Annotated in this window: 7 protein-coding genes; 1 reads left to right on the forward strand and 6 read right to left on the reverse strand. The window is 40.6% G+C overall.

What is annotated here, in order from left to right; all coding sequences use genetic code 11:
• The first annotated feature begins 1,180 nt into the window (after positions 1-1,180).
• Positions 1,181-2,494: a hypothetical protein gene (locus tag FJ366_04005; protein ID MBM3894729.1), complete on the forward strand. Its 1,314-nt coding sequence runs from the start codon at positions 1,181-1,183 to the stop codon at positions 2,492-2,494.
• Here the strand turns inward: FJ366_04005 and FJ366_04010 are convergent.
• From FJ366_04010 to FJ366_04035, 6 genes are all read right to left on the reverse strand, one after another.
• Positions 2,477-3,118, reverse strand: coding sequence for a TrkA family potassium uptake protein (locus FJ366_04010; GenBank protein MBM3894730.1), 642 nt, complete (start codon positions 3,116-3,118; stop codon positions 2,477-2,479). The genes FJ366_04005 and FJ366_04010 overlap by 18 nt on opposite strands.
• A gap of 4 nt (positions 3,119-3,122) precedes the next feature.
• The gene (locus FJ366_04015; protein ID MBM3894731.1) at positions 3,123-4,475 is read right to left on the reverse strand and encodes a hypothetical protein; all 1,353 of its coding nucleotides are present in this window, start codon (positions 4,473-4,475) and stop codon (positions 3,123-3,125) included.
• Positions 4,476-4,494: 19 nt separating this feature from the next.
• Positions 4,495-5,088, reverse strand: coding sequence for a hypothetical protein (locus FJ366_04020; protein MBM3894732.1), 594 nt, complete (start codon positions 5,086-5,088; stop codon positions 4,495-4,497).
• Between the two features lie 20 nt (positions 5,089-5,108).
• The gene (locus FJ366_04025; protein ID MBM3894733.1) at positions 5,109-6,410 is read right to left on the reverse strand and encodes a glycine--tRNA ligase; all 1,302 of its coding nucleotides are present in this window, start codon (positions 6,408-6,410) and stop codon (positions 5,109-5,111) included.
• Positions 6,411-6,479: 69 nt separating this feature from the next.
• The gene (locus FJ366_04030) at positions 6,480-7,601 is read right to left on the reverse strand and encodes a hypothetical protein (GenBank protein ID MBM3894734.1); all 1,122 of its coding nucleotides are present in this window, start codon (positions 7,599-7,601) and stop codon (positions 6,480-6,482) included.
• A gap of 206 nt (positions 7,602-7,807) precedes the next feature.
• Positions 7,808-9,184, reverse strand: a complete 1,377-nt coding sequence (locus FJ366_04035) for a hypothetical protein (protein ID MBM3894735.1) — start codon at positions 9,182-9,184, stop codon at positions 7,808-7,810.
• Positions 9,185-10,176 lie beyond the last annotated feature (992 nt).

Genomic DNA, 10,176 nt, shown 5'->3' on the forward strand with positions numbered 1-10,176 from the left:
CCAAACAATCACCACAAGCTGTTTTATGTAGCAAAAACGAATTCCTAAAAAGTCTTTCTACTCAAATTCAATCACGAATTACCTCACTTCGTGCAGCTAAGATAACCCGAAAAACTGAGATTTATTCTGCCACTATCACCCTCCCCGAATTACCATTTACGTTTTGTGTAAAATACACCCTGCGAAAGCAAGGAAGTGAAATCCACATTGTTCTTTCTGCATTTGTGCCTACTTCAACCGATGCAAAAATACTTTCCGTCGTTACCAATTTCTGCAACGCACAAGTTCCAGTCTTATCTTTTTTTCAAAAGAATAAAAAAAATCTTTTAACCCTTGCTTCAGTCATGGGAGCTGCGGTAGTTGGTTTTTTTGTAACAAAAGAAATCAAACGACAGAAAGCAATCAGAAGAGAAAAACGAGAAGAAGAAGAATTCGCTAACCGCGTTAAAAAAACAAAACAAGAATCCGCTGAACGCCCTTCGAAAAATAAAGAAGCCCTTCTTGCTTTCAAAAACTATTTAACAACTACTCCATTTCTGATATTTGCACACAGCCATGATCGCAAAGAATTTCCAGACCTTACGGCAGCCGCAAATATAATTGCAAAATATATTACTCAATATATCCCGGAGTATAATAATAGAGACTTTTTTTCTACAGAAGAAACACTCACGCATGAAGAACTCAAAGAACTTGCCACTGGTTGTTTTAAAGCAAGTACCATCAATTTACTTTCTCAATTTCAAGAAGATTACATGATCGCGCTTGCAAAAGATGGCTATAATCCAGATATCATCGAAAATAAAATGAGTGTCATTGAAAAATTTTTTAATAAATTAACTGCTCTAAAAATGTCTGACGCCGTTGAATACAAAAGAATTTTTTTCTTTAAGCCAATGACCATCTACCATCAACTTCTTGAACAAGATTTTTATAAAAAAAATAAAAAAGTTTGGCCAAAGCAAATATTAACAATAGTACAAAAGACCATCGTTCCAACGGATATAAATGCAGCACACAGTGAAGGTAGACATTTTGGCTTGTTACTCAGAAGAGCTTTTTTGCCACAATCTGAAGGTGAGGCATACTGCATTAAAGACCATTTCCCATGCGATTTTGCAATATTTAAAGATCTGCACAAAGTCAAATTACCAGAAGAAGAAGAAGAACACGATTAACGATGAAAAACTTTTTACGTATTATTTTGTGCGCCCTTTCTGTGCCATGCATCGCAACTCCTGGTTCAAGCTCACCGGTACATTTTGCACACACGCTGACGGTAAATGTAAAAAAAATTTCCAAACTCCCCGACGGGCAAGAACATATCCGATTTCCTGCCGATGATTTTTTGGACTTTTATCACACCAAACAATCACCACAAGCTGTTTTATGCTGCAAAAACGAACTCCTAAAAATACTTTTTACTCAAGTTCAATCACAAATTGCCTCACTTCGTGCAGATAAAATAACCCGAAAAAGTCAGATTTTTTCTGCAACTATCACCCTCCCCGAATTACCATTTACGTTTTGTGTAAAATACACCCTACGAAAGCAAGAAAGCGAAATTCACATTGTTCTTTCTGCGTTTGTGCCAACGGCTACCGATGCAAAAATCCTTTCTGTCGTTACCAATTTCTGCAACGCACAAGTTCCAGTGCTTTCTTTTTTTCAAAAGAATAAAAAAAAACTTTTAACCCTTGCTTCAGTCATGGGAGCTGCGGTAGTTGGTTTTTTTGTTAAAAAAGAAATCAAACGACGCGAAGCAATCAAACAAAAAAAACTAGAAAAAGATGGAGCAAAAAAACGGGCCGAAGAAGAACTTGAACAAAATAAAGCCATACTCATAGCATTCAAAAAATATTTGACCACTACGCCCTTTCTCCACTTTGCATCTGAATATGCGGAAGTTCCAAATACAAGAGCTAGAATCACTCCCCATTCACTACAAATATTTATCCCTCATTATTCAAATTGCTCAATAAAAATAGGCTCCGAAATAATTACCAACAACCCTCTGCTCGATCTTACCGATGCCCAAAGAAGTGAATTGGTCACCGGATGCTTTAAAGAAAGCACGATTGACCTTCTGGCAAACTTTCAAGAAAAATATATGATCGCCTTACAACAAGATGGAAAAAATGACACCATTACAGCAGCAAAAGAAAGTGCTTTTGGGGAATTTATTCAAAATTTTATAGAACTGATCAAATCAGATCCGGTTGAAGCAACACGCATTCTATGCATGAAACCACATTTGATCTGGGAAAAATTAAGATTGAGCAACTTTTTTAGCACTAGGGTCTGGAAAGAAATTCAAACATTTTGTGATAACGATATAATCAAAACAAAAATCAGCCCGGGGGTCGATGCCAAATATTTTGCACAAACCCTACAAATGGTTATTGACAGAACATGTTGCATGAAAGACTCTTTTCCTCAAGAAATTGCGCTCTTTCAAAATCTGCACAAGGTCCAATTATCCGCGCAAAAGTGACGACAAATAGCGCTTATTTCCAGCAAATACCAACTTATCGGTTTCTAGGATGATATACGTGTCGCCAACCAATACAATTTCGTCACCCTTCTGAACACCAATACATGCGATCCGCGGATGTTTTGCAGCATTAACTTCACCCACTTGTTTGCCAACAAATTGGAATGGCGCCACAATCGTTGTTACCGCAAAATCATGCGTCACAGGAACCACATCGGCAAGTGGCAAGCTCAAGGTGTATGCAATTTTTACACCCATGTCGCGCTCGATAACAAACACTCTGTCTGCGCCAACAAGCTTTAGAATTTTTTCATTAATATCGTTCATCGCACGCGCCACAACGTAAGGCACATTTAAATTTTTCTTCAAAATGGTGGTCAGCAAAACCGATTGCGCAAACGACTCTCCGGTAGCCACAATAACCACATCAAGCTCGCTAATCCCAATTTCTGTGAGTGATTCTTCGTCGATAACGTTCATGCAAATCGATTGTGTAACTTGCTCTTTGATCGATTCGACAATTTCTTCGTTGCGATCGATCGCCAAAACTTCACACCCCAACTCTGCAAGCGTAATCGCCAACTGAAAGCCAAACCGTCCCAAACCAATAATGCCAAATTTCATTTTCTCACCCAATCAATACACGTTCTTCAGGATACTTATAATTTCTTCGCGCATGGTTTCGCGCCAACGCCAACAACAACGTCAAAATACCAACTCGACCAACAATCATATTCACAATCAATACACACTTACCCAGAGGCGAAAGCAATCCAACAATCCCGACAGAAAGACCTCCGGTAGAAAATGCAGCAACGTGCTCAAAAAAAAGATAGAACGTATCAAACGCGCCACCGTCGGTCAGAATAAGGACAAAAAAAGTTGACATCAACCACGCAACACTCAACCCCAAAATGACCAGCGCTTTGTACACTTGATCTGATGGAATGGTACGATTAAAAATCTCCACCTCACTGCGCGTTTTGACCGTTGCAATAATTGTTGCGATCAACAAAACAAATGTTGTTGTTTTGATCCCTGATGCAGTCGAAACCGGATTTCCCCCAATTAACATCAAAAAAATTACTATAAATTGAACAGGCAGCGCTGCGTGCACATAATCGATTGTAGTAAAACCTGCAGAACGCAGACTCACCGCATTGAACAAACAGTTTGCAACCTTATCGCCAATAGAAAGACCAGCAAATGAATTATTCCATTCAAACATCCAAAACAACCAAGTGGTAAATGCAATCAACCCAAACGATGCCAAAAACACAATCCGTGTATGAAGCGAAAACACCGGAACCGCTCGACGTAATCCCGAAAAATTAAACAATCGTTTTACCAGCACAGCCAAATCTTGCCACACAATAAATCCTGTACTTCCCGCAAAAACAAGTAAGCCCAACACACTCATAAATTTATAATTTTGCATGTACTCAAATACGCCACCATCTTCCGGTGAAATTCCCGCATTACAAAATGCAGAAACAGAATAAAAAAGAGCATTAAATAAGGCTTGTGCAGGCTTGAAGTAACGCAACAAAATGGGATACAGCGCCACAACTCCCGCAAGCTCACAGCACAAGGTCACGGAAACGATTATTTTTAAAAAGTTTTTGATTCTTCCCCAATACTCAAAATCCAAAATTTTACTTGCCGTTACGCGGTCTGCTATCCCAAAATTCAAAAACAATGACAACACAGAAAAAGACAGCGTCATGAGCCCCAGCCCACCGATCTGAATGAGCCCCAAAATCACACACTTACCAAAAAATGAAAAGGTTGAGATTGGGACGACTTGAATGCCGGTCACACATGTTGCCGATGCTGCAGTAAAAATAAGATCCATCAGTGAACAGTCGACAAGACGCATCAATGGTAATTGCAACAACAAACAACCAACCGTGATCACCGCTAAAAATGAAAGTAAAATGAGAACGCCAGGAGAAATTTGAAATTTTTTTATATGAAACATACTCGTTCGCGCACATCAACTAAAAAAACACTGCATACCACACTAGGGCAATCGAAAGAGCAACCGCAAGTAAGAACAAAAGATGGCGACCATATCGATGCAAAAACAGCTTAACTTCTGCTCCCCACCGAATGCTTACAAACGCGATGACAGAAAATCGAAGCGCTCGAGCGGCAGCAACCACACTTAAAAAAGGAACTAAAGGAATTTCGACAAGACCTGCCGATGCGGTAAGCAACTTAAAGGGAAACGGAACTAAGGCTCCAAAAAAAACCGTTGGTACATACTGCATCTGGTAATTTGCAACAAATGCAGCAAGTCGCAACTCAGAAACAAACAATGTCAGAATATGCTTACCAACAAAATCCCATAAAAAATCGCCCAACGCGTACCCCATGGCTGCGCCAATAACCGAACCCAAAACACCCAGAAGCACAAATTTATAGGCATCATCGGACCGATGCATGGCAAAAAACGCCATCACCGGATCGAGCGGAATCAATAAAATAATCTCGAGGGAAAACAAGACAAAAAAAATCTGGTACGCATAACGCGAATTGACCTGATGAACTATCCACTGATACAAATTACGTTTTTCTGGCACGTTTTCCACAACAAAACTCTCTAACTAGGTTATTGCGCAAGCTTGGCAGCAAGATACTCCACCAATTCAGTTATCGCAATACGTTCTTGAGATCCAGAGTTGCGCTCACGCACGGTAACCGCACCATCTTCGGCCGATTGATAGTCAATCGTGATACAAAATGGCGTTCCGATTTCGTCTTGACGGCGATATCTTTTTCCAATCGAGCCACCATCATCGTACTGCACAAATGCAAATTTCTTTTTTAAATCAGCAAATATTTTTCCCGCAAGTTCGCCCTGATGTTTTGTGAGAGGAAACACTGCGCAACGAATTGGCGCCATGTGTGGAGCAAAGTTCAAAAAGACTCTCGGTTCACCATCGACCACATCTTCGGTATACGCATCAAACAACATGGTCAAAAACAACCGATCAACACCAACCGAGCACTCAACCACATGCGGAAGATAACTCGTTCCTGCTTGCTGGTCGTGTACCGACAAATCTTTTTTACTAAACTGAGAGTGTTGTTTTAAATCAAAATCACCACGATGAGCAATCCCCTCAAGTTCTTTAAAACCAAACGGAAATTCATACTCCATATCAACACACGCTTGCGAGTAATGTGCCAACTCATCATTTGCGTGTGGACGCTGACGAATCTTACTCATATTCAGACCAATTTTTTGGTAAAAATCATTTCTGATCTTGCACCATGTCTCAAAAAAAGTATTTGAAGTTGACGGATGACAGAAAAACTCAAGCTCCATTTGCTCGAATTCTCGCATGCGGAATAAAAATTGTTTTGGAGTAATTTCGTTTCTAAAAGCCTTCCCGATTTGCGCAATCCCAAAAGGAATCGAAGTGCGCGAGGAAGTCATAACATTCTTAAAATTCACAAAGACAGCTTGTGCGGTTTCTGGGCGTAAGTAGGCGATGCTGTCACCAGTCATAGCTCCCATGTTGGTCTGAAACATCAAGTTAAAACGACGCTCTTCGGTCCAATTTTTAACACCACAGCTTTTGCATGGTTTTTCTGCGTTGTAATCATCATCGTCTGCGCGGTAACGTTTTTTGCAATTCTTACAGTCAACCAACGGATCACTAAAATTAGAAACGTGTCCAGAAGCGGTCCAGGTCATTTCATGACCAAGTAAGGCTCCATCAAAAAACACTACATCAAATTCTGCTTTGGCAACATGATCCATCCAAAAATTTTTGATATTTTGTTTAAGCAGAACGCCCAACGGACCAAAATCATAGACCCCGTTCAGGCCACCATAAATTTCTGCCGACTGAAAAACAAAACCCCGACGTTTACATAACGAAACAATTTGCTCAAGCGTTGCCATGAATTATTCAACTTCCTCAAAAACGATAAAAAATCATACTTTAAAGTGTATCAAATCCAGAAAAGCTTTCTACCCACGCAGATGCAAAAAAGCAAAAAAGGCTTCAATGCCAACCAAAATGATGATCACAACGGTTAACAGCTCACCACGAATGCTTGCAAGTCGGTCACGATAAATGGTGTACAAATCCTGCACAATCGAAAGTTTCTTGTTCACCGACTCAAGCCACTGAGGAATCAATAATTTGTCGACCAACATAGTATAAATTTCTTCATGATACGGGTCACCCGACATCTTGATACTTACTTCAAGACGATCGACAATCACGGAAATATCAACACGCAAACGCGCCAACTCTTCGACCAAGCGATCTTCCTTACCCTTGACCAGCGGGATATACGAACTCCAAGACAATTCATACGAACTATCACCCGAATAAAATTTATTAAGCTGCGCATCAAGCACGCGATCAAAGTTTTTGAGCTCTAAACGCTGAATGTTTACAAACTCCAAAAACTCCAAGACTTCATAATATTCATCATCATAAATAAATGCCGCTTCGCCATCGATAATCACCATGTCTTGGCCATAATATGCCGAAGATGAGGCCAAGACCGCCTCTTGCTGATAATCAGAAAGCGATTCTTTTTCATACCGCAACAACGATGCAATCTTAGAACCATAGGTTTCTTTAAAGTTTTCTGGGGTAAGGCCATCAACCGGCGTAATCTGCACCGCGCTGTAGCGCTCTTTCATGTGAAATAATTGTTTTTTTGAGACGAAAGACTCAATCCCCCGAAACAACATTGCAGCATCTGCTTCGGCTTTTTCGGCATAGACACCCGAAATTTCGATAAACCGACTTTTGAGCTCTTCAAAATTGGCACTGAATGGAATTTTGTAGCAAAACGAAATCACCCCAAACGAGTGTAATTTTGCCGCGATACAATCGGTTCGCGAGCGTTGCGCACCCGACGGATCGCAGTCTGCGAGTTGTACCGACACCGGCACGTGATAATTCTTAAACCCCGGCGATGTAGGAAGCACAAACGAAGGTAAAATTTGCGACGCTTGCAACGCCTTAAGATTTATTTCATCACCAATATCAAATGCATAAAAAAGGAGAAAGTTTCCGCGCAGTTGAATATTTTTTTCATTTTCCACACCACGACTCCCACGCACCACCGACATACAAACCCCGCATATTCAAAAACCCAACACTCTTTTTCTATCGAGTTTTACAAAAAAGCGCAAGCATGCTCAGGGAATGACAGCTTTTTACCTGTTTCGCAAAATGCTTTTTTACTCATTCAAGCAACCCTACTCCGCAGAAAAAAAATGGGGCGCAAGCTTTTTTCGCCCACGCCCCACAAATCAGAAATCACTCGATTGCAAGATTAGTAATCCGTTAAATCAACTAGATTACCCTGAGTATCAAAAATCGAAGGACAGCAAGAATCACCAAAAATAGATCCATAACCAAATAACCACGATTTAACCTGCGCGCTTGTAAATGGCTGGTGAATGCAACGCCCAATACCAAGCCGCGGCACATCACAGACCAAGCAATGCAAATAGCCCGCATCATTACCCCAGTAACGCGAAGAAATTCTGCGCGATTTCAGCCAGCTAGCTTTTTTGGTATACGCATTGCCAAGATCATCAATAACACAAAGCGCTAGTTTTTCATCATGAGCCTTAGTCCATTGACCATTTCGACGGCCACTTAAAAGATCAAAGAAAGCCTTGAATGAAATCTTAAAGCCATAACCATTTTTTATAAAAAGATCTTGTGCGTTACCAAGAAACAATGGATTTGAATAACTTTCATCACCGCCACCGCAAGAAAAATTAAACCACTCATTTCGGCGTTTTTCGAACTCAGAAAAGCCGCCATCTTCGTGCCTGCATAACCGTTTTCCCGCTAAGCGCAAAATTTCAACAAGCGTTGTCATCCGAACAACAAAAATACCCTTAAAAGTCCATGAACCCCCACCTTGTAAGGCGACTGTTTTTGGCTGCGCAGAGCGCAAGAAAGATGTAATATCATCAACAGATTCTACATCATCCCAGAAAAGCATTTCCAACTCTTTATGATCACCATAAACACTGGCTCTGATTCCCTGCTTTACGGTTTCCTTATCGTACGGCATCCCGCACAAAGGCTTGTCCGCAAAAACCCAGTCATATGCCCTGACGGCCACTGCTGGATAATTTTGCGTTTTCCAAAAATAAAACCACGTCAATGCTCCTGCTAGAAACAACTTGCCGCCATGATTCTCGAGAACTGTCGATTCATCGGCCACAGATTTAATGGCATTAAGCAACGATTCAGCGGGTTTTAAAAGCCCTGCAACCGTCACCTGCACAGAAAGCAAAATCGGTGATGTTTTTGTAGAAACGATGGTAAGATCTACCTCGCGGGTAAATTCACCAACTTCGTTTTGTGAAGCAATTTTAAACGCTACAGTGCGCGATGCTCCAACAGCAGACCCTGCTGCAACTTCTTTTTTCAACTTTTCGATTCGTCGATGCAACTCACCAACGATTGGATTTTTTGTCTGCACAGCGTCGTTGAATGATCTTTTTGATTTAAATTGCGTTTCAAGCGCCACAAAATCGTCATTCGCAAAAATAACTAGATCGCTTCTGTCTGGTGATAATTGCGCAGTAACCGCGCTTTTAACCTCAAGTTTGCTGATCCGCACCGCTTTTGGCTCATGCGCACCAAGGCCGAACCCCAAAGCAAGGACAACTAAAAGTAAATATTTCATATATTTTTTCCTTGTTTTTAAATAGTTATCTTGCTACAAAAAACTATCTTAGCCCGAAAACTCAAAAAATCATTTTTTTCTTTAAAAAAGTGGTTTTTTGCCTTTTTTTAGAAAAATCAATCTTAAAACGAATGCTCCCTGGCTAAAATTAAGCGCGTTAAGCGCGCAAACCCACTGCGCAGAAAAAAAATGGGGCGCAAGCTTTTTTCGCTCACGCCCCACAAATCAGAAATCACTCGATTGCAAGATTAGTAATGACGTGAATCAACTCCATTACCCTCGGTATTTACAACCTGGGGACAAATCTCTTTTCCAAAAATCGAATATTCACCAAAGAGCGCTTGTGCTTTAACATCCTTTGTTGAATAAGGCGAATGCCGACATCGGTCAATCCCAAGATAATTTAAAAAACAGAGCGGCTTATGGAAAACCCCTGGATCCTTGCCCCAGTAACGTGAAGAAATTCTACGCGACCCCTTTTCTGAATAGTCAGCCCCTAAATCATCAATAATAACAAGATGAATTCGACCTGCTGAAGGATAGTACCTTTTGTCTCGTCTTCTTCCCGTTAACAATTCACAAAATTTTTTAAAATTAATTAAGACATTAGATGCATTTTTTATTTCCAGTGTTTCTTCTTCGTCCAGTAAAAAAGGATTATCAACTATATGTGTAAAAAATCCGTCAAGATAACATTTTAAATCCGTAAATCCACCATTTTTATTTCTCAAAAGATGTTTTCCCGCAAGACGCCAAGCATCAATTAATGTTGTTAATCGCATAACAAGAAAACCATCATACACACTTTCGCTGTACGCCCCCCTAGTACTATAAAATTTTTCTAATTCTTCTCCCGATTTTACATCATCCCAGAAAAGCATTTCCAACTCTTTATGATTATCAGGAAGAGCGCTTCTGATTCCCCGCGTTACCGTGTCCTTATCGTACGCCATCCCGCGCAAAGGCTTGTCTGCAAAAACCCAGTCATAGGC

Source organism: Candidatus Dependentiae bacterium, assembly GCA_016871815.1.
Lineage (GTDB): Bacteria > Babelota > Babeliae > Babelales.

What these genes read in the sequence shown, in the direction of transcription:
- FJ366_04010 (MBM3894730.1), bottom strand. Translation starts at nt 3,118, where the DNA reads ATGAAATTTGGCATTATTGGTTTGGGACGGTTTGGCTTTCAGTTGGCG.
- FJ366_04015 (MBM3894731.1), bottom strand. Translation starts at nt 4,475, where the DNA reads ATGTTTCATATAAAAAAATTTCAAATTTCTCCTGGCGTTCTCATTTTA.
- FJ366_04025 (MBM3894733.1), bottom strand. Translation starts at nt 6,410, where the DNA reads ATGGCAACGCTTGAGCAAATTGTTTCGTTATGTAAACGTCGGGGTTTT.
- FJ366_04030 (MBM3894734.1), bottom strand. Translation starts at nt 7,601, where the DNA reads ATGTCGGTGGTGCGTGGGAGTCGTGGTGTGGAAAATGAAAAAAATATT.
- FJ366_04035 (MBM3894735.1), bottom strand. Translation starts at nt 9,184, where the DNA reads ATGAAATATTTACTTTTAGTTGTCCTTGCTTTGGGGTTCGGCCTTGGT.
- FJ366_04005 (MBM3894729.1), top strand. Translation starts at nt 1,181, where the DNA reads ATGAAAAACTTTTTACGTATTATTTTGTGCGCCCTTTCTGTGCCATGC.